This is a genomic window from Pseudomonas viridiflava, assembly GCF_900184295.1.
Lineage (GTDB): Bacteria > Pseudomonadota > Gammaproteobacteria > Pseudomonadales > Pseudomonadaceae > Aquipseudomonas > Aquipseudomonas viridiflava.
Genome location: NZ_LT855380.1, coordinates 806,523 through 824,706 on the forward strand (window position 1 = coordinate 806,523; position 18,184 = coordinate 824,706).

Annotated in this window: 17 protein-coding genes; all 17 read right to left on the reverse strand. The window is 60.8% G+C overall.

The genetic code is table 11. The annotated features are described in order from the left end of the window. Positions 1-53: 53 nt before the first annotated feature. The 17 genes from purD to CFBP1590_RS04085 all read right to left on the reverse strand — a co-directional run bounded on the left by purD (position 54) and on the right by CFBP1590_RS04085 (position 18,178). Complete coding sequence (gene purD, locus CFBP1590_RS04005; protein ID WP_029244011.1) at positions 54-1,349, reverse strand: phosphoribosylamine--glycine ligase; 1,296 nt, start codon at positions 1,347-1,349, stop codon at positions 54-56. Positions 1,350-1,550: 201 nt separating this feature from the next. Next, positions 1,551-3,155 (reverse strand): bifunctional phosphoribosylaminoimidazolecarboxamide formyltransferase/IMP cyclohydrolase, encoded by a 1,605-nt coding sequence (gene purH, locus CFBP1590_RS04010; RefSeq protein ID WP_004885774.1) that lies wholly within the window; start codon positions 3,153-3,155, stop codon positions 1,551-1,553. Positions 3,156-3,236: 81 nt separating this feature from the next. Then, positions 3,237-3,557, reverse strand: coding sequence for a DNA-binding transcriptional regulator Fis (gene fis, locus CFBP1590_RS04015; RefSeq protein WP_002555375.1), 321 nt, complete (start codon positions 3,555-3,557; stop codon positions 3,237-3,239). Further along, on the reverse strand, positions 3,554-4,567 hold the full coding sequence (dusB, locus tag CFBP1590_RS04020) for a tRNA dihydrouridine synthase DusB (RefSeq protein ID WP_029244010.1): 1,014 nt from the start codon (positions 4,565-4,567) through the stop codon (positions 3,554-3,556). Before dusB ends, fis begins: the two co-directional genes overlap by 4 nt. Positions 4,568-4,884: 317 nt before the next feature. Next, positions 4,885-6,243: a DUF3426 domain-containing protein gene (locus tag CFBP1590_RS04025; protein ID WP_088234506.1), complete on the reverse strand. Its 1,359-nt coding sequence runs from the start codon at positions 6,241-6,243 to the stop codon at positions 4,885-4,887. Between the two features lie 24 nt (positions 6,244-6,267). Beyond that, a complete protein-coding gene (gene prmA, locus CFBP1590_RS04030; protein ID WP_029244008.1) occupies positions 6,268-7,146 on the reverse strand; it encodes a 50S ribosomal protein L11 methyltransferase in 879 nt (292 codons plus the stop codon). A 125-nt stretch (positions 7,147-7,271) separates the two neighbouring features. Continuing rightward, positions 7,272-8,615 (reverse strand): acetyl-CoA carboxylase biotin carboxylase subunit, encoded by a 1,344-nt coding sequence (gene accC / locus CFBP1590_RS04035; protein WP_029244007.1) that lies wholly within the window; start codon positions 8,613-8,615, stop codon positions 7,272-7,274. 17 nt (positions 8,616-8,632) lie between these two features. After that, a complete protein-coding gene (accB, locus tag CFBP1590_RS04040) occupies positions 8,633-9,091 on the reverse strand; it encodes an acetyl-CoA carboxylase biotin carboxyl carrier protein (protein ID WP_029244006.1) in 459 nt (152 codons plus the stop codon). 79 nt (positions 9,092-9,170) lie between these two features. After that, the gene (gene aroQ / locus CFBP1590_RS04045) at positions 9,171-9,623 is read right to left on the reverse strand and encodes a type II 3-dehydroquinate dehydratase (protein WP_088234507.1); all 453 of its coding nucleotides are present in this window, start codon (positions 9,621-9,623) and stop codon (positions 9,171-9,173) included. Positions 9,624-9,751: 128 nt separating this feature from the next. Beyond that, entirely contained in the window at positions 9,752-11,536 is a 1,785-nt protein-coding gene (locus tag CFBP1590_RS04050; protein WP_269457922.1) for a protein-disulfide reductase DsbD, read from the reverse strand. A 112-nt stretch (positions 11,537-11,648) separates the two neighbouring features. After that, entirely contained in the window at positions 11,649-11,942 is a 294-nt protein-coding gene (locus CFBP1590_RS04055; RefSeq protein ID WP_058432833.1) for a DUF3613 domain-containing protein, read from the reverse strand. After that, complete coding sequence (locus CFBP1590_RS04060) at positions 11,939-12,667, reverse strand: tetratricopeptide repeat protein (protein ID WP_088234508.1); 729 nt, start codon at positions 12,665-12,667, stop codon at positions 11,939-11,941. Before CFBP1590_RS04060 ends, CFBP1590_RS04055 begins: the two co-directional genes overlap by 4 nt. A gap of 28 nt (positions 12,668-12,695) precedes the next feature. After that, complete coding sequence (locus tag CFBP1590_RS04065; protein WP_029244002.1) at positions 12,696-13,580, reverse strand: type II secretion system F family protein; 885 nt, start codon at positions 13,578-13,580, stop codon at positions 12,696-12,698. 1 nt (position 13,581) lies between these two features. After that, positions 13,582-14,466: a type II secretion system F family protein gene (locus CFBP1590_RS04070; protein ID WP_029244001.1), complete on the reverse strand. Its 885-nt coding sequence runs from the start codon at positions 14,464-14,466 to the stop codon at positions 13,582-13,584. 18 nt (positions 14,467-14,484) lie between these two features. Next, positions 14,485-15,741 carry a TadA family conjugal transfer-associated ATPase gene (locus CFBP1590_RS04075; protein WP_029244000.1) on the reverse strand — a complete coding sequence of 419 codons (1,257 nt, stop codon included), beginning with the start codon at positions 15,739-15,741 and terminating at the stop codon, positions 14,485-14,487. Then, positions 15,741-16,931: a CpaE/TadZ family protein gene (locus CFBP1590_RS04080; RefSeq protein WP_058432830.1), complete on the reverse strand. Its 1,191-nt coding sequence runs from the start codon at positions 16,929-16,931 to the stop codon at positions 15,741-15,743. The genes CFBP1590_RS04075 and CFBP1590_RS04080 overlap by 1 nt, the downstream gene beginning before the upstream one ends. Further along, positions 16,928-18,178 (reverse strand): type II and III secretion system protein family protein, encoded by a 1,251-nt coding sequence (locus CFBP1590_RS04085; RefSeq protein ID WP_088234509.1) that lies wholly within the window; start codon positions 18,176-18,178, stop codon positions 16,928-16,930. Before CFBP1590_RS04085 ends, CFBP1590_RS04080 begins: the two co-directional genes overlap by 4 nt. Positions 18,179-18,184 lie beyond the last annotated feature (6 nt).

Below are 18,184 nucleotides of genomic sequence, written 5' to 3' on the forward strand. Positions count from 1 at the left end.
CTGCGCATCGCCGGGAACACCGGCCAGCCTCCGAAAAGGGCTGGCCTGGTCTTTTATTCCTGGCTCTCACCACGCTCACGGGCAATGGCCCGGTAGCCAATGTCCTTGCGATAGAAACAACCTTCCCAATCAATCTTTGCCGCCAGCGCGTAGGCATTCTGCTGAGCGGTGCCCACGCTGTCGCCCAGGGCTGTCGCACACAGTACACGACCACCGCTGGTCACGACACGGCCATCCTGCAGGGCGGTGCCCGCGTGGAAAACCTTGCCATTGAGTTTAGCGGCTTCATCCAGCCCGTTGATGAAATCGCCTTTGGCGTAGTCGGCAGGGTAGCCGCCTGCTGCCAGAACGATCCCCAGGCTCGGGCGTGGATCCCATTGCGCTTCGATCTTGTCCAGCGCCTGTGCCAGGGCGGCCTCGACCAGCAGGACCAGACTCGATTGCAGTCGCAGCATGACCGGCTGCGTTTCCGGATCGCCGAAACGGCAGTTGAATTCGATCACCTTGGGGTTGCCAGCCTTGTCGATCATCAGGCCAGCATAGAGGAAGCCCGTGTAAACGTTGCCTTCCTCTGCCATGCCCCGGACGGTCGGCCAGATGACCAGGTCCATGACCCGCTGATGAACCTCGGCGGTCACCACCGGGGCAGGGGAGTAGGCACCCATGCCGCCGGTGTTCGGGCCGCTGTCGCCATCGCCGACACGCTTGTGATCCTGACTGGTGGCCATGGGCAGAACGTTCTTGCCGTCGACCATGACGATGAAGCTGGCTTCTTCGCCATCGAGGAATTCTTCGATCACGACGCGCGAGCCTGCGTCGCCAAAGGCATTGCCGGCCAGCATGTCGCGTACGGCGTCTTCGGCTTCGGTCAGGGTCATTGCAACGATGACGCCCTTGCCGGCCGCCAGGCCGTCGGCCTTGATGACGATCGGTGCGCCTTTTTCGCGCAGGTAGGCCAGCGCCGGCTCGATTTCGGTGAAGTTCTGGTAATCGGCGGTCGGGATCTTGTGGCGTGCCAGAAAGTCCTTGGTGAACGCCTTGGAACCTTCAAGCTGGGCTGCACCGGCAGTCGGGCCGAAGCAATCCAGGCCGCGGCTGCGGAACAGGTCCACGACGCCAGCCACCAGCGGCACTTCCGGGCCGACGATGGTCAGCGAGACGTTCTTCTCGGCGAAGTCAGCCAGTTGCTCCAGCGCCAGCACGTCGATTGCAACGTTTTCGCACTTGGCTTCGATGGCCGTGCCTGCGTTGCCCGGCGCAACGAATACTTTCTCTACACGTGGATCCTGCGCGACTTTCCATGCCAGGGCGTGTTCACGACCGCCACTGCCGATAATCAAAACATTCATGTCAAAAACCTCGATGACGCTGATTCTGGGAGGTAGCGCGGCAGTTCATCGTCAGATGACCCCGCGGTACGAGGTCGCAATGACGTAGGTGTATGCAAGGCGGATGGGGCTTCGCTGAGCGGAGTTGCCTCCTGGCAATGAGCATCAGCGGAGCCCCATCCAACGCAGCAGACGCCTGCGGCAGTGCGGCCGTTTCCTGAGTTAGTGGCGGAAGTGGCGCATACCGGTGAAAACCATCGCAATACCGGCTTCGTCTGCCGCGGCGATGACTTCATTGTCACGCATCGAACCGCCCGGCTGGATGACAGCGGTGATGCCGACCTTGGCCGCGTTGTCGATGCCGTCACGGAACGGGAAGAATGCGTCGGAAGCCATGACTGCGCCCTGAACCTGCAAACCGGCGTGCTCGGCCTTGATGGCGGCGATGCGTGCCGAGTTCACGCGGCTCATCTGGCCTGCGCCGACGCCGATGGTCTGGCGGTTCTTGGCGTAGACAATGGCGTTGGACTTCACGTACTTGGCGACTTTCCAGGCGAAGATCAGGTCGTGGATTTCCTGCTCGGTCGGGGCGCGCTTGGTGACAACCTTCAGGTCGTCGGCGGTGATCATGCCGATGTCACGGCTCTGCACCAGCAGACCGCCGTTGACGCGCTTGTAGTCCCACGCAGGGGTGCGCTCGCTCCACTGACCGCAGGTCAGCAGGCGTACATTGGCTTTGCTGGCCACGATGGCCTGCGCTTCGGCGCTGACGCTCGGGGCAATGATCACTTCGACGAACTGACGCTCGACGATGGCTTTGGCCGTCTCGGCATCCAGCTCACGGTTGAACGCAATGATGCCGCCAAAGGCCGACTCGGTGTCGGTGGCATAGGCCAGCTCGTAGGCCTGACGGATACCGCCTTCCTCGTCCGGGCAGACCGAGACGCCGCACGGGTTGGCGTGCTTGACGATCACACAGGCAGGTTTGACGAAGCTCTTTACGCATTCCAGCGCGGCATCGGTGTCGGCCACGTTGTTGAACGACAGCTCCTTGCCTTGCAGCTGGGTGGCGGTCGCGATGCCGACTTCGGCAGGTTTGGCTTCAACGTAGAACGCCGCGCTCTGGTGCGGGTTCTCGCCGTAGCGCATTTCCTGTGCCTTGACGAACTGGGTGTTGAAGGTGCGGGGGAACTGGCTGCGGCCTTCGGTGCTCAGGGTCTGTGCCGTCTGATCGACACTGCCCAGGTAGTTGGCAATCATGCCGTCGTAGGCGGCGGTGTGTTCGAACGCCTTGAGCATCAGGTCGAAACGCTGGGCATAGGTCAGGCCGCCAGCCTTGAGGCTTTCCAGCACCTGGCCGTAGTCGCTCGCGTTGACGACGATGGCGACGTCCTTGTGGTTCTTGGCGGCGGAACGGACCATGGTCGGGCCACCGATGTCGATGTTTTCAATCGCGGTCGGCAGGTCGCAGCCCGGCTTGGAGACGGTGGCTTCGAACGGATAGAGATTGACGGCAACCAGGTCGATCGGATTGATACCGTGCTCGTTCATGATTGCATCGTCGATGCCGCGACGACCCAGAATGCCGCCGTGGATCTTGGGGTGCAGGGTCTTGACCCGGCCATCCATCATTTCGGCGAAGCCTGTGTAGTCGGCCACTTCCACTGCCGCAACGCCATTGTCCCTGAGCAGCTTGAACGTGCCGCCAGTGGACAGGATCTCGACGCCAAGCGCTTCAAGCTCGCGGGCGAATTCGAGGATTCCGGTCTTGTCGGATACGCTGATCAAAGCGCGGCGGATCGGCAGGCGGGTAGTCTGGTCGGTCATCTCAATTTCCATCACAAGCAAAAGAAGTCAGCAAAAAAAGGCGACCGCTGTCAGGTGGGTCGCCTTTTCTGTTTTGAATGCTTAAAGCAGATCGTACTGTTTGAGTTTCTTGCGCAGCGTGCCGCGATTGAGGCCCAGCAGCTCGGAGGCCTTGGTCTGGTTGCCCTTGACGTAGTTCATCACGCTTTCCAGAAGCGGGGCCTCGACTTCCGACAACACCAGGTTGTAGACGTCAGTGACGGATGCGCCTTCGAGGTGGGCGAAATAATTGTGCAACGCCTTCTCGACACTGCCGCGCAGGGTCTGACCCTCTTCGCTCGGCGTGTTCAGGTGTTGTTTCAAATTGACGTTGTCGCTCACGGGTGTCGTTCCACTCACTAAAGTCTCGGTCATCATCGTCATGCGGCCACCTCTTTATCGTTCTGGTTATCCGGGCCCTTGCAGCCTTGGCTGAAGAACTCCCGAACGTTGGCGCACTGTGCTTCCGTCTCTTCCAATCGATTGAATCGGGCGCGAAACTCCCTGGCGCCCGGCAAGGTTGCGAGATACCAGCCGACATGTTTGCGTGCAATTCGCACGCCCATCACGTCGCCATAGAACACATGAAGTGCTGCCAGATGCTCCAGCAGGATCCGCTCCACCTCACCGAGCTGCAGCGCCGGGAGTTTCTCGCCGGTACGCAGGTAGTGTTCTATCTCGCGAAAAATCCACGGCCGCCCCTGGGCTGCCCTGCCAATCAGTAACCCGTCCGCTCCGGTGGCCTGCAGTACATACCGGGCTTTTTCAGGTGAATCGATGTCGCCGTTTGCAAATACAGGGATCGACACGGCCTGCTTGATGGCGGCAATCGTGTCGTACTCGGCTTCACCGGTGTAAAGGTCTGCACGGGTTCGCCCGTGGACCGCAAGTGCCTGAATGCCGGCCTGCTCGGCGATTCTTGCGACGGTGAGCCCGTTTCTGTTCTCCCGGTCCCAGCCGGTGCGTATCTTCAGCGTGACCGGCACATCGACCGCAGCCACCACGGCCTGCAGGATCTCGGTCACCAGTTGTTCGTCTTTCAACAGCGCTGAACCGGCTGCCTTGTTGCATACCTTCTTGGCCGGGCAGCCCATGTTGATGTCGATGATCTGAGCACCCAGATCGACATTGGCACGTGCCGCGTCCGCCAGCATCTGCGGATCTCCGCCGGCGATCTGTACCGAGCGGGGCTCGGGATCACCTTCGTGGATCATGCGCAGACGCGATTTGCGGCTGTTCCACAGGCTCATGTCGCTGGTCACCATTTCCGAGACCACCAGCCCTGCGCCGAGTTGACGGCACAGCTGACGGAAAGGCTGGTCAGTGACGCCCGCCATAGGGGCGAGGATCAAGCCGTTCTGCAATGTATATGGGCCGATGCGTACCGCCGACATAGCCTTACCTATAGTGGGGCCGAATCATCCGCAGGCCGTGTAAACAACCGTTTCACACGGTCTGCAACGGGTCGTTCAGCCAGCTGCTTGTGCAACCGTCAGACCGAGCCGAGAGTTTGAAAAAGGGTGGGCATGATACCCGCTCTCGATGACTGGATAAAGGCTGAATTGGATAAAATCTGAACAACTTTTTCCATCTCGCCAAGACCGGGATTCCAGAGCGATTGTCAGAGAATACCTGGCGAAAATGCTGGGTTGTTCGGGGAAAACAACAGATAAAGCAGGTCTGTGCAGGGTGGTTTCACCCTGCAGGATCGCTATTCGGGCGAACGGAAGTTCAGGCTGTAATTCACGGCCTTCGCCCCCGGATCGAGGATATCCAGCGCAATATGGATAGGAGTCTGCGGCGGCATCTCTTCCTTGCCCGCCATTTCGCCGCTCAGGTATTCGCTTGGTTTGAACCGACGACTGGCAATGAGTTGACCGCTGGTGTCGGCAAAACGCAGCTCCAGCAGTGGAAACGGCTGGGAGAAAGAGGCCCGGTTATAGATGATCGCATCCACGATCAGGGCGCCCTGAAACTCGGGATGACTGCGCACCACCAGGTTGCTGCTCTTGAGCAGGGAAATGTCGACTTTCGACGGCACCTTGCAGCCAATCTGCGGGCACAATTGCTGGAACCATGGACGGTATTGATCCTGGCGCGCCAACTGATCGAAGTGATACCAGATGTATTGCCCGGCAAGTCCCACGAGGGCCAGCAAGATCAGCAGTGCCCACGCAAGGCGACGGCCCGATCGCGGCTTTGGTGGCTGCCAGTCCAGTTGCAGAGGATCGTCCGTCAGGTCAATCAGGGGCTTGTCGCGTACGGCGGGTTCATTGCGCGTGCGTTTGCTGCGCGGATCTGGTTCCGGCTCATCGTTGACGTATTCGTCATCATGATCATCGATGTCATCGTCGTCGACTGCGGACCAGCGTTCGGCTTTTTCGGTTACAGGCTGTTTGCGCAGACTGACCGGCGGCGCCATAGGCTCGTCATCGTCCAGGTGGTTGCCTGCCGACAGCGAGGGTTCGGTGCGGTCGTTGTCTGAGTGCCTGTGCTCTTCATCATCATGATGCGCAGGCTCGTCGACCACTTCGGCCTGCAGTTCAAGTAGATGACTGACGTCATCGTTGTGCAGCGTGTCGACCCACGCGGATTCATCCGCCTTGGGGTTGTCACGCTGCGCCGTCAGCATGCTGTCATCGTTACGGTTGTGGCGCGCAAAGCTGTCTGACCGCGGGTTGTCGCGCTTTTCGAGGCGCGCCAGTTCTTCGTCCAGGTTCAGGTTGTCCAGGTCCATTTCGCTGACCTGCCACAGGTCCTCGTCTTCGTCCTGAACTCTGGCTGGCTCGACGCGGGCTGGCGCAGCAGGCTCTGCAGCGGGCACCTGCGCAACGGGCAGAGTGGGCTGAAGAGGCTCGGCAATCGGCGGGTCGACGATCAATGGCGCGTCGGTCTGCACCGGTTTCCCGGGCTCGTCGCTCGCTCGCTGCTCCAGCAATTGTCGGGCGGCGTTGAAGACCTGCAGGCAGGCGCCGCAGCGCACCACGCCGCGTGCCACGCTCAGTTGCGCGTGGCTGACTCGGAAACTGGTCTGGCAGTGAGGGCACTGGGTGACGAAACTGTCGGTCATGCGGCGGTCCGGTTCAGGCGGCGGTTAACGGCGACGGCCCGTGATGCGTACCCAGCCATCACGGTTCGCGATCGGGTCCAGATCGAATGTAGCAGCATAGGCTGCAGCCACGTCTTCTCCCTGCTCGGCCAGAATGCCGGACAGCGCGAGACGCCCGCCCGGCCTGACCAGTTCTGCCAGTTGCGGGGCCAGTGACACCAGCGGGCCGGCCAGAATATTGGCGACCAGTACATCGGCGGGTTCACGGGGCAGGTCTTCCGGCAGGTAGAGCGCAAAGCGTTGTTCGGCGATGTTGTTGCGCCCGGCGTTATCACGGGAGGCTTCAAGGGCCTGCACGTCAATGTCGGTGCCGACCGCCTGTTCGGCGCCCAGCAACAGTGCGGCGATGGCCAGAATGCCCGATCCGCAGCCGAAATCCAGCACGTTGCAGCCCTTGAGGTCCTGACTGTCGAGCCATTCCAGACACAGTGCGGTGGTCGGGTGCGTGCCGGTGCCGAACGCCAGGCCTGGATCGAGCAGCAGATTCACCGCCTCAGGCTCGGGTGCGGCATGCCAGCTCGGGACGATCCACAGGCGCTGGCCAAAGCGCATTGGCTGGAAGTTGTCCATCCAGCTGCGTTCCCAGTCCTGGTCTTCAATGACTTCGGCGGTGTGCTCGGGCAATTCGGCGTCAGTCAGCAGGCGCAGGTGCGCCAGCGCCAGATCGGCGTCCGTGTCGGCTTCGAACAGGGCCAGCAGGTGGGTGTGTGCCCACAGCGGGGTGGTGTTGAGTTCGGGTTCGAAAATCGGCTGGTCTTCAGCGTCCATGAAGGTCACGGACACGGCGCCGACTTCGAGAAGAGCGTCTTCGTAGGTTTCGGCTTGTTCTGGGCTGATGGCGAGACGGACTTGCAGCCAAGGCATGGCGGATTACCTTCGATTCAAAAATAAGTGCGGGCTTGGCCGCGAGAAGCGGGCAAGTTTACTTCCAAGCGGTGCAAACAACAAAGCCGCATCACTGCGGCTTCGTCGTTTTGAAACACACTGGCTTATTGATTGGCCAGTTTGTGCTCCAGGTAGTGAATGTTGACGCCGCCTTCGCAGAAGCCTTCATCACGGGTCAGATCACGGTGCAGCGGGATGTTGGTCTTGATCCCGTCGACCACGATTTCGTCCAGGGCGTTGCGCATGCGTGCCATGGCCTCTTCGCGGGTCGCGCCCCAGGTGATCAGCTTGCCGATCAGCGAGTCGTAGTTCGATGGCACCTTGTAACCGCTGTACAGGTGCGAGTCGACACGAACGCCGTTACCGCCCGGTGCATGGAAATGCTTGACCAGGCCTGGGCTCGGGATGAAGGTTTTCGGATCTTCAGCGTTGATCCGGCACTCCAGCGAATGACCCTTGATGACTACGTCATCCTGAGTAAACGAGAGCGTGTTGCCGGCGGCGATGCTGAGCATCTCCTTGACGATGTCGATACCGGTGACCATCTCCGAAACCGGGTGCTCCACCTGAACACGGGTGTTCATTTCGATGAAGTAGAAGCGGCCGTTCTCGTACAGGAACTCGAACGTGCCCGCGCCGCGGTAGCCGATGTCGACGCATGCCTTGACGCAGGCAGCGAAGACGTCTTTGCGCGCCTGCTCATCGATGAACGGAGCCGGTGCTTCTTCCAGTACTTTCTGGTGGCGGCGTTGCAGCGAGCAGTCACGATCACCGAGGTGAATCGCATTGCCCTGGCCGTCGGAAATGACCTGGATTTCCACGTGACGCGGGTTGGTCAGGTATTTTTCCAGATAGACCATCGGGTTGCTGAACCAGGCAGCCGCTTCGGCGCGGGTCTGGGCAGCAGCTTCGATCAGGTCTTCTTCCTTGTGAACCACACGCATGCCGCGACCACCACCGCCACCGGCGGCCTTGATGATCACCGGGTAGCCGACTTCACGGCCGATACGCAGCGCAGTGGCTTCGTCTTCAGGCAGTGGACCATCGGAACCTGGAACGGTAGGCACGTTGGCGCGTTTCATGGCGTCCTTGGCCGATACCTTGTCGCCCATCAGGCGAATGGTGTCGGCCTTGGGGCCGATGAAGGCAAAACCCGATTTCTCGACCTGCTCGGCAAAGTCGGCGTTTTCCGCAAGAAAGCCATAGCCCGGGTGAATCGCCGTGGCGCCGGTGACTTCGGCGGCCGCGATGATTGCAGGGATGTGCAGATAGGACAGGTTGGCTGGCGCCGGACCGATACAGACAGTTTCGTCTGCCAGGCCCAGGTGCATCAACTCGCGATCTGCCGTGGAGTGTACAGCGACGGTCTTGATGCCCAGTTCCTTACAGGCACGCAAGATGCGCAAGGCAATTTCGCCGCGGTTGGCGATCAGAACTTTTTCCAACATCGCAGGCTCTCCCCGGTTCAAACGATTGTGAACAGCGGCTGGTCAAATTCAACCGGCTGACCGTTTTCTACCAGGATGGATTCGATCACACCGGCTTTCTCGGCCGTGATGTGGTTCATCATTTTCATCGCTTCAACGATGCAGATGGTGTCGCCGACCTTGACGGTCTTGCCCACTTCAACGAATGCAGGCGAAGTCGGCGCAGGGGTGCGGTAGAACGTACCGACCATTGGCGATTTGACGACGTGGCCGTTCAGCGCAGGGGCCGATGGCGCTTCGGCAGCAACCGGAGCGGCTGGCGCAGGTGCGGCAACCGGTGCAGCTACAGGCGCTGGCGCCGGTGCGTAATACGGTTGCGCCGGGGTCTTGCTGTGACGGCTGATTCGTACGGACTCTTCGCCTTCACGAATTTCCAGTTCGTCGATGCCGGACTCTTCCAGCAATTCGATCAGTTTCTTGACTTTGCGAATATCCATCAATCATCAACTCCCAAGGGGTCTGTAAGTCAGTTCGGCAGCCGGTTCAAGCCATGAGGTCAGCGTCTGGCTGCACCATTCATGGCCTGGAGCCAACGGCCAATTGTTCCAGGGCGGCCTCCAGGGCCAGTCGGTAACCGCTGGCGCCAAGGCCGCAGATCACTCCTACAGCGACATCTGAAAAGTAGGAGTGATGGCGGAAAGGTTCGCGTTTGTGCACGTTTGACAAATGCACTTCGATGAATGGGATGCTCACTCCCATCAGCGCGTCACGTATTGCCACACTTGTATGCGTAAAAGCGGCCGGATTGATCAAAATAAAGTCCACACCTTCGTCGCGAGCGGCGTGAATTCGGTCGATCAGCTCGTATTCGGCGTTGCTTTGCAGGTACATCAGATGGTGGCCAGCGTCGCGGGCGCGCTGTTCCAGGTCCTGATTGATCTGAGACAGGGTGACAGTGCCGTAGACACCCGGTTCCCGAGTGCCCAGCAGATTCAGGTTAGGTCCGTGAAGAACCAGAATGGTCGCCATTGTGTAGTCCTTTTATTGTCTGCGAGCGTTTACGCCCGGCGACTATGCCGGAAGGGCAATGGACTGTCCAGTTAACAACAGTAGCCAGCACGATGAGCGATATTCGCGCAAAGTTTGTGACTCAGGCGCTAGATTTGGTCATTTGCTCCATTCAGACGCTCGATCAGCCCCGCAGCGTCGATTTCGCCGACGACCCGAACGTTTTGCAGTTCTTCGCCGCTTTTGCTGAAAAACAGCAGCGCCGGCGGGCCGAACAGCTTGTAGCGATCCAGCAGTGCGCGTTGCTCGGCGTTGCTGTCCGTCATGTCGAACTTCACCAGTCGATAGCCCGAAAGTCCTGCAACAACGCCTGGATCGGGCAGCACTTCATGTTCGATGACCTTGCAGCTGATACACCAGTCGGCGTACCAGTCCAGCATCAGGGGTTTGCCGTCGCGCTTTGCTTCGTCGAGCACACGGTCCAGTTCTGCGGAGGTGGTGATGGTTTGCCATGGGTTGGTCGCCAACGCTACCGCACCGCTGCTGGCCGTCGTCTGCGCGCGGCCCAACGGGCGTGTGGGATCGGTCTGGCCGGTCAATGCGCCGTACCAGCATGCCAGAGCGTAGACCAATAGCAGCAGGCCGATGAGTTGGGCGAGTTTTTGGCGAGACGTTTTGTCGGTCAGCTGCAGCGTACCCATGAACAGTGCGACGCCAGCGCTCAACAAACCGACCAGCAACAGGGTGATCTGGCCGGGCAGAACGCGACTGAGCAAGCCGATGGCCAATGCCAGCAGCAGCACGCCGATGGCGTTTTTTACCGTGACCAGCCAAGGCCCGCTTTTCGGCAGCCAGGCTGCGCCGCCGGTAGCCACCAGCAGCAGCGGGGCGCCCATGCCCAGGCCCAGAGCGAAGAGTTTCAAGGCCCCACCCAGCGCATCGCCGCTGGCACTGATATACAGCAGCGCGCCCGCCAGAGGTGCTGAAACGCAGGGCGATACCAGCAGACTGGAAACTACGCCCAACACCGCAGCGCCCCACAGCGAGCCGCCTTCGGTCTTGCCCGCGATGCGATCAAGCCGATTGCTCAGGCCCTGTGGCAGACGCAGTTCGAAGAGGCCGAACATGGCAATGGCGAAAATGACGAAGAAGGCCGAGAAGGGCACCAGCACCCAGGCCGATTGCAGGCGTGCCTGCAGATTGAGACCTGCGCCGAACATGCCCATCAGCGCACCGAGCAATGCAAAACAGATCGCCATCGGCAGCACGTAAGCCAGTGACAGGCTCAAACCACGCAGACCACCGACCTGTCCGCGCAGTACCACGCCGGACAGAATCGGCAGCATCGGCAGCACGCACGGCGTAAACGTCAGGCCCACACCAGCCAGGAAAAACAGCGCCAGCTCTTTCCAGCTCCACGCGGTTTTTGCAACGGAGGCTGACGTGGAAGCAGGCTGACTGGCCTTCACATCACCAATGTCCAGGCGTTCGGTCTCGGGCGGATAGCACAAGCCCTTGTCGGCACAGCCCTGATAGGTGACTGCAAGGGTGAAAGGTCGATCTTCGCCGGGCTTGCGCGGCAGGTCGATGTCCAGAATGCCGTGATAGACCTCAACGTCGCCGAAGTACTCGTCGTGCTTCTGCTCGCCTTTGGGCAGTTGCGCTTCGCCCAGGCCAATGTCGGCGGGCTCGGTGCGGAACTGAAAGCGATGGCGATACAGGTAGTAGCCTTCGGTGGCGACGAAACGCAGCTTGATCGATTGCGGTGTGGTTTCAATCAGGCTCAGTTGATAGGCTTGACGAACGGGCAGGAATTGCTTGCTGTTATCGAGGGCTGCGCCACCCAGAGTCGGGGCTGGACGACCTTCCAGCAGGCTTGCGCCGAAGGCGGGCAGGGTCAGAATCAACAGCATCAGGCATAGCAAACGGCGCATGGCAGTCCAGAATCTCGGAGCTCGAAGTTGGCGCATGATAACGGACTGCTTCACTGCGTGCTGCGGCATGGAGTGTAAGAGCCGATTTCAGGAGGGCTCCGAAGGCTCGATCCTACTTGTCTGAAGAAACGCTGCCACCGGCTTTCTGGTCGTAAAACGCCGGTATCTCATGCTTGTAGGTTTCAAGCCACCGCTGCAGGCTCAGGTCACGCTCGGCAGAGGTGCTGGTCTGAGGTATCGCAGAAGCGGCAGAGCCCTTGGCCTGCACATTCAACCAGGTTTCGGTCTGGCTCTGGCTCGCTGGCGGACTGTTTGACGAGGTGCCGCCATCAATGGCCCGAGCACCAGATGAAAAAACGATTGCGGCAGCGCACATGATGCAGAACGTCCGGGTCGTACGGGTCATGGTCGTGCTCCTTGGCCTGGCTGATCAAGCCTGGCGGTGATCGGGGTCTTCTGGGCCACAGGCTGGACGGCCGTGACCTTGAGCTTTTCAGCCCGCGCGGTCGCGTCGGTGATCTGCTCGGGCGTCAGGTTGGCCCGTGATGCCAGTTCGGCTGCCTGTTTCCAGTTGTCCTGATAAATCAGCAGGGTGACCAGATTCACCGCTGCCAGCGGATCGGACTGCTTGAGCTCCATGGCCGTCAGGAATTGAAAGCGCGCCTGTTCAAGCTTCAACTGATTCAGATAGACCACGCCCAGATCATTGCGGATTTTCTCGTCGGTGGGCTCCAGCTTGCTGGCCCTGAGCAAATGCTGCTGAGCCTGGGCATTGTCACCCCGTGCGGCGGCCAGTTGCCCCAAGCCATGTTCCCCCTGAGCCGCGCGACAGGTGCCGAGCAGGCTGCGGTACAGCGGCTCAGCCTCGTTGCTGCCCAGCAGCCGCAGTACCCGTGCCTTGCGCAGCCGCACTTCGCCCAGGTTGTCCGGCAGCTCTTCCAGATGGGCGAGGCTGGCGTGCAGGCGGCCTTCGTCCGCCATGTTCTGGGCCAGATTCAGGGCCAGTTCCTGATCCGATGTCAGTTTGGGGCAGCTCTGTGCCTGAGTGGATGACTGCATCCAGAGCGCGCTGCCGTCGCTGGCGCAGCCGGTCAGCATCAATAATCCGAGTAACGTGATGATTGCCTTCATTGCATCTCTTCCTTGAACAACCTGAACCTCAACCGCCCAGAGCACGGCTCAGGGCGACAAAACTGGGGCCTGCCAGCACGATCAGCAGTGCGGGAAACAGAAACAGCATCATGACCACCGACATCTTCGCCGACAGCTTGGAGATGTACTCCTGCAGGCGCGTCAGGCGGCGATCGTCGATCAATTGTTTGAGGGTCAGCAGCGATTTCAACGCACCGCCGCCCTGATGGATCAACTGGTTGAGAATCACGCAGGTGTCGCTGAATTCATCCACATCCATCAGGATCGAGGCCTTGCGCAGCTCTTCACCCAGCTCCAGACCCGAGTCGACCCGGGTAAGAATGACGCGGATTTCTTCCGACAGGACCGGCAGCAGGTCCTTGCCTTCACTGCTGAGTACTCGCAACGCCTGTTCCACCGCCATGCCGGATTCGAACAAAATGCGCAGCAGCGGGATAAAGGTGGATATCTCGACGACGACCTGTTTCTGGCGTGCCTTGGCGTAGGCGGCCAGAACCCTTTTGGGCAGCAGGTAGCCGATGCACAGCGCGAACATGGGCGCGACCAACGGTTGTGAGACCTCTTTGAAGAACAGCATCTGAGCCAGCACCACCACAGTAACCAGCCCGAACGGCACGCCGATCTGGCACGCTGCATACAAAGAGCGCTTGCTGGCCCGCCGCCAGCCGACCCGGTTGAGCAGCAGTTGCGTTTCTTTGTCCAGGCTGACAGTGCGCTGGCCCAGGCGAGTGTCACCCAGCAGGCGCAGCCAGCTGCCGATGCGGCTTTCGCGCACGGTCTGGCCCTTGAGACGCTGAACGACGAGACGCTCACTGCGACGTTGGCGGGCGATATTGGACAGCACAAGCAGTGCGGCAGCCACCAGCATCATTGCGCACAGTGCGATGGCCATTTCAGATACTCCGCAACATGCGCCACAGCGCCAGACAGCCCACTACTTGCAGGATGAAGGCTGCCATCAGCATGATTCGGCCGCCGCTGTCGTTCCACATGTGGATGAGATAAGTCGGGTTCACCGCCAGAAAGTAGCCCGCCATGCCCACTGGCAGCAGCGCCAGCACCACGGAGGTCATGCGCGTCTCGCCGGTCATGGCGCGCAATTGACGACTGGCCTGTTCCCGCTCGCGAATCAATCTGATCAGGTTTTCCATCAGCTCGCTGGCGTTGCCGCCGTAGCGGTGGTTGACGCGCAGGCCCAGTGCGAACAGGTGAAACTCGTCCCGTTCGTACAGTTCGGCAAAGTCCCGTGCAGCATCCGGCAGGCCGACGCCCAGTTGCACGTTGCGTTCGATGCGGCTCATGCCGTCCCGCAACGGCTGGTCGGCGGCTTCTATGCCATGCAGAACGGCGTCCGCCAGCGTTCTGCCGGACTTGAGGCTGCGAACGGTGTGATCGAGCAACTGCGGCAACTGCTCGACCATGCGTCGCACTCGCTTGTGGTAGCGCCACGAAACGAACAGCCGCAGCATCAAGGGCATGCCGATAAGGCCTGTCGCGGCGCCAAACCAGCCGAGCATGAGATAGCCGATCAGGATCATTCCCGCCCATGTCATCAGCACCAGACGGAAACGCTCGGTCGGGTGCCCAAGGCCTGCGCGCAGGAAAGCCCGGTCCAGATAGACCCAGCCCGGCCTTTCAACGATTGGCTTTACCTGGCCTGCAATCAGGCGCTCCATGATCCGCTCGCTGTCGGCGCGACTCAACGCCGTCAGAAACAGCCAGGCAGAGGCGCAGAGCAACAGCGCGGCGATGATGGCCAGCCACAGTGATGCGCTCATGTCAGGGCCTCCTTCGTCTCAGTATCCGGGGCGCAGTTTTTCGCCCGCGGCATGCATCGCCTCGCGCTGAAATCCGAACCCGGTGCGGCGATCCAGACGGAACAGGGTATTGGTGACATAGACGTCGTCACGGATGCCCACGACTTCCACCACCTCACTGACCGCACGGCGTCCGTCGGGCAGGCGCGTGAGCTGAATGATCACGTCCAGCGCCGCGCAGATCATCTGTCTGAGCGTCTTTTCCGGAATCTGTCGTCCGGTCAGACCGACCAGCGTTTCCAGACGCAGCAGGGCGTCCTGGGCATTGTTGGCGTGCACAGTGCTCATCGAACCATCGTGACCGGTGTTCATGGCGGTCAGTACGTCCAGCACCTCGACGCCGCGGATCTCGCCAAGAATGATGCGGTCCGGGCGCATCCGCAGCGAGTTGCGGATCAAATCGCTGGCGCGGACTTCACCGTGACCTTCGGCGTTGGGCGGTCGGGTTTCCAGACGGACAACGTGCGGGTGATTGAGCTGAAGTTCGGCCACGTCCTCGATGGTCACCAGACGCTGGTGCGTGTCGACCAGTTGGCTGAGTACGTTGAGCATAGTGGTCTTGCCCGTGCCGGTCCCGCCGCTGACCAGTATGTTGCAGCGCTTGCCCACGGCCTCGGCAAAGAAGTCGAAGATCGGCTGGTCGATGGTCTGCATCGCCACCAGATCGGCGCTTTTGAACATCTCGCGACGGAATTTCCGGATCGACAGGCAAGGTCCGTCCAAGGCAATGGGCGGGATGATTGCATTGACCCGGCTGCCATCGGGAAGTCGTGCATCGACCATGGGGGACGATTCGTCGAGTCGGCGTCCGAGCGGGGCAAGAATGCGTTGCATGACGCGCTCGACGTGATGCGAGTCGATGAAACGCAGGTCGGTGTGATGCAGCACACCGTCACGCTCGACAAAGACCTTGCTCGGTCCATTGACGAGGATTTCTGTTATCGAATCGTCGCGCAGCAGGACTTCCAACGGGCCGAAACCGGTCAGTTCGTCGACCAGTTCTTCTGCCAGACGCTCCATTTCGTAGCGTGAAATGGCCAGTCGCAGGCGTGCGACGTACTCGGCAACCTTGTCGATGACAAACTGCGCCAGCACCGGCCGTGAACCTTCCAGCAGGTTTTTGCCGCTTTCTTCGATGCCGTCGATGATGTAGCGGTGCAGGACCAGTTTCAGGCCCTGTCCGTCATCGGCGTTGTTTTGCGAGCGCGAAGAGACGCCAAACAGTTTTTCCGCCATTACCTGTTCCCCCATAGCCGGGCCAGCCAGCCTTGTCCGGGTTTGTCATGGGCTTCGGAGTTGCTTGCCAGATGCTCGCCCAGCTTGCGCAGCCCGGAGCACAGCGAATCCCGCGAGGCCAGCTCGAACAGCGTCACTCCCTGATTTTTGGCGTTAAGGCGCAATTCCGGGGCGTAGGGCAGCACGGCGCGTACCGGCAGGCCGAAGGTCTTGCCGATGGTGTCCGAATTGGGCGCGACCGAACGCAGGTAGCGATCGACCAGCAGCCCTGCGTGTTGCAGCTTCATGCCTTTTTCGCGCCACAGGTTGAGCACGTTCAGGTTGCGTCGACAGCCCAGCACGCTCTGGTCCGTGTACCAGAGCAACTGGTCGCAGTGACTGACCAGGGTGCGCAACGCTTCACTGTCCGGCTGACCAACGAGGTTCACGATCACGTGCTGAAAGTGCTGACGCAGGGCGCTGAGCAGCATGTACAGCTCGGCGGCGCTGGATTGCTCCAGATGATCATCGGCTTCGGTGTAGGCGAGGATTCGCAAGTCGCTTTCGTGTGTCGTGAAGGCGCTGTCGATCAGCGTTGCATCGAGCCTGCGCAAGTGGCGCAGGGCATCACCGAAACTGAACGAGGATTCCAGGCCGAGCATGGCCAGGCTGTCACCACGCGGCAGACCCAGATCCAGCAGCAGGGCGCGTTGTCCGCTTTTCTGCACTGTCATGGCCAGATGCGAGGCAATCAGCGCGCCGTCGCCATCGCTTTGCGCGCCATACAGCATCGACAGCCCGCTCATGTTGGGATTGGGTGCGACGGCGGGGAGGCGCTTGCTCAGGCGCCGGACCAGCCCCGCCACTTCGCTGGAGCGTGAACCGTAGGCCACGAAATCCCGTGCCCCGGCGCGCATCGCGTTGAGCACCAACTGGTTATCCATGCCATCGCCCAGCGCAACAATCGCCAGCATCGGTTTGGCTTCCAGCGCGCCCTCGATCAGCGCGCTCTGGTTCATCAGATGTTCCCGGTCCAGGCCCACGAACACCACGCTGGCAAAGGTGACATCCACCAGAGCCAGCAGGTCATCCAGACTGCCGGTGCCTGCGCTGACCACTTGACCCAGCGAGCCCAGCGCGCCTTGTAGCCACTCAAGGTCCGTGGTGTTGCGGGTGATTGCCAGAAACGTCTGGCTCAGGCTCTGACTCATTGGGACAAACCGCCCTGGCGATCAAAGTCGCCGTTTTCCAGGAAGTACATGCGTAGAAAGCTGGGGTCGTAGTTGCGCAGGCTTTCGCCGGGCAGCGACGGCAGCTGCGCATTGGCGGCCAGCGGCTGGACGAGGTGCGGGGTGACGATCATCAGCAGTTCGCGCTCGTCGCGCTGGATCTGTGAACTGCGAAAGAACGCGCCCAGAATCGGGATGTCGCCGAGGCCGGGAAACTTGTCCACCGACGAGACGTTGCTGGAGCTGATCAGCCCGCTGATCACAAAGCTTTCGCCGTCGGCCAGCGAGATGCTGGTGTCGGTACGCCGGATGTTCAATGCCGGAACGGAGGTGCCTGCGATGGTGATCCCTGCGGTAAAGTCCAGTTCGCTGACCTCTGGAGCGACCTTGAGCAGGATTCGGTCGCGGCCCACCACGGTCGGCGTCAGGGTCAGACGTACGCCGAACTCCTTGTACTCGATCGAAATGCCGTTGCCTTCGCCATTGGGCACCGGCACGGGAAACTCGCCGCCGGCCAGAAAGCTCGCGCTTTGTCCGTTGAGCGCCACCAGGCTCGGGCGCGCCAGCGTGTAGGCGAAGCCGCTGTTTTCCATGGCATTGATCATGCCCAGCACCTTGCTGCTGCCGCCGCCCCAGACGATGTTGAAGGTGTCGTTGTTCAGCGGAATGCTCGGCCTTGTCCCGCTGACGGTTCCCGGTGTGACGTTCACGCCAGGCACGGTGCCGGGTGCGCCGAACAGGAAATTGTTCGAGCCTTTGCCGAAGATCGAGGTGCTGGCTTCCTTGAGTTTGCGACGGCTCACTTCGATGAAGCGGATATCGGTCTGAACCTGGCTGGGCAGTTGCGCATCGGCAGAGGGCAGGGGCTGTACGTCTACCATCGAAGCGGTCGCACGGCCGCGCACGAACACCATGCTCTGGCGCGGGGCTTTGGAACAGGCCGTCCAGACCATCAGACTGGTCGTGCCGGGGGCAACGCCGGTGAGCAGAAAACCGTCATTGCTGCTCACATGCACATCGGCGACTTTCGGATCGCCCACGGCAATCCGCGTGATCGCTACCGGCGACTGGACGTTCTGCTGCACGCCCTGGCTGACTTCCACCACGGCGGGCAGCGCCGCGAGCCCGGTGCACTTTTCAGACGCTGCCCAAGCCGATTGGGCCGATAAGGCAGTTAACAGCAACGCCAGCAATCTGCGTTTTGTAGCGGACAGAGAACAACAGCTCATCAATGG

Excerpts from the sequence above, each read along its gene's own strand:
- CFBP1590_RS04065 (WP_029244002.1), bottom strand. The coding sequence starts at position 13,580 with ATGGCCATCGCACTGTGCGCAATGATGCTGGTGGCTGCCGCACTGCTT.
- CFBP1590_RS04050 (WP_269457922.1), bottom strand. The coding sequence starts at position 11,536 with ATGCGCCGTTTGCTATGCCTGATGCTGTTGATTCTGACCCTGCCCGCC.
- CFBP1590_RS04070 (WP_029244001.1), bottom strand. The coding sequence starts at position 14,466 with ATGAGCGCATCACTGTGGCTGGCCATCATCGCCGCGCTGTTGCTCTGC.
- prmA (WP_029244008.1), bottom strand. The coding sequence starts at position 7,146 with ATGCCTTGGCTGCAAGTCCGTCTCGCCATCAGCCCAGAACAAGCCGAA.
- CFBP1590_RS04075 (WP_029244000.1), bottom strand. The coding sequence starts at position 15,741 with ATGGCGGAAAAACTGTTTGGCGTCTCTTCGCGCTCGCAAAACAACGCC.
- CFBP1590_RS04080 (WP_058432830.1), bottom strand. The coding sequence starts at position 16,931 with ATGAGTCAGAGCCTGAGCCAGACGTTTCTGGCAATCACCCGCAACACC.
- dusB (WP_029244010.1), bottom strand. The coding sequence starts at position 4,567 with ATGTCGGCGGTACGCATCGGCCCATATACATTGCAGAACGGCTTGATC.
- fis (WP_002555375.1), bottom strand. The coding sequence starts at position 3,557 with ATGACGATGATGACCGAGACTTTAGTGAGTGGAACGACACCCGTGAGC.
- CFBP1590_RS04055 (WP_058432833.1), bottom strand. The coding sequence starts at position 11,942 with ATGACCCGTACGACCCGGACGTTCTGCATCATGTGCGCTGCCGCAATC.
- CFBP1590_RS04060 (WP_088234508.1), bottom strand. The coding sequence starts at position 12,667 with ATGAAGGCAATCATCACGTTACTCGGATTATTGATGCTGACCGGCTGC.
- purD (WP_029244011.1), bottom strand. The coding sequence starts at position 1,349 with ATGAATGTTTTGATTATCGGCAGTGGCGGTCGTGAACACGCCCTGGCA.
- CFBP1590_RS04085 (WP_088234509.1), bottom strand. The coding sequence starts at position 18,178 with ATGAGCTGTTGTTCTCTGTCCGCTACAAAACGCAGATTGCTGGCGTTG.
- purH (WP_004885774.1), bottom strand. The coding sequence starts at position 3,155 with ATGACCGACCAGACTACCCGCCTGCCGATCCGCCGCGCTTTGATCAGC.
- aroQ (WP_088234507.1), bottom strand. The coding sequence starts at position 9,623 with ATGGCGACCATTCTGGTTCTTCACGGACCTAACCTGAATCTGCTGGGC.
- accC (WP_029244007.1), bottom strand. The coding sequence starts at position 8,615 with ATGTTGGAAAAAGTTCTGATCGCCAACCGCGGCGAAATTGCCTTGCGC.
- CFBP1590_RS04025 (WP_088234506.1), bottom strand. The coding sequence starts at position 6,243 with ATGACCGACAGTTTCGTCACCCAGTGCCCTCACTGCCAGACCAGTTTC.
- accB (WP_029244006.1), bottom strand. The coding sequence starts at position 9,091 with ATGGATATTCGCAAAGTCAAGAAACTGATCGAATTGCTGGAAGAGTCC.